The organism is Mesorhizobium sp. M1A.F.Ca.IN.020.06.1.1 (genome assembly GCF_004023265.1).
Lineage (GTDB): Bacteria > Pseudomonadota > Alphaproteobacteria > Rhizobiales > Rhizobiaceae > Mesorhizobium.
Window position 1 is genome coordinate 1 of sequence record NZ_RZSR01001588.1, and the last position, 713, is coordinate 713.

Here is a 713-nt window from a genome sequence, read left to right on the forward strand (position 1 = left end):
CTGCTGGCCAAGGGGCCGGAATTCGGCATCGACATCGTGCCGATCCCCGGCACCAAGCGACGGACCTATCTGGAGGAGAATGTCGCCGCCGCCGACATCAAGCTCGACGCCACCGAGATGCTGGGGCTCGACATGGCGCTGACGCCTGAGAAGGTATCGGGGCCGCGCTATAACGAGCGGACGATGTCGATGGTGGATCGGTAGTAGTCAGCCAATCTCCCCGCTCGACGGTCCCTCACGCGGGGAGATCAGCTCGGTCAATCCTACTGCTTATTGCAATCCGCCAGCGCCGCCATCGCCTTCTTGGCCTCGGCCTCGCTGGCGTATCTCTTCTTGCCCAGATCGACGACCAGCGTTCCGTCCGGCTTCTTCGGCACGATCTCGCACTGTTTCGAAACGGCGTCCCTGGCGACCCACCATTCCTCGGCCGCGACAGCAGGCAGGCTGGCAATGCCGGTAGCGAGGATTGCGATAGCGACGGTGCGAACCATTCCTGGCCTCCATTGTCAGTTGCTGGAAAACAGGCCGGCGCTGCCGGCGCCGTTAGTCAACGGAGCCAGCACACCGCCTTGGGCAAACGCCCTCCCCGGGCCTTCTGTTCCGGCTCAGCCGTGATCTCGGGAGTCACACGCCCGCATGCTGGCGTCCAATCTAACCTTTTGTGAGGATATCGGCCCTAACCTCCGCGCGAGGCAACCAGAGGTTTCACGTGC

Annotated in this window: 1 protein-coding gene and 1 pseudogene; one reads left to right on the plus strand and one right to left on the minus strand. The window is 63.3% G+C overall.

All coding sequences use genetic code 11. From position 1 onward, the window contains the following. Positions 1–204: pseudogene (locus EOA60_RS35720) on the plus strand (aldo/keto reductase); the annotation flags it as partial. A 59-nt stretch (positions 205–263) separates the two neighbouring features. Here EOA60_RS35720 and EOA60_RS35725 read toward each other — a convergent pair. After that, entirely contained in the window at positions 264–491 is a 228-nt protein-coding gene (locus EOA60_RS35725; RefSeq protein ID WP_067322490.1) for a hypothetical protein, read from the minus strand. Between the last annotated feature and the right edge of the window lie 222 nt (positions 492–713).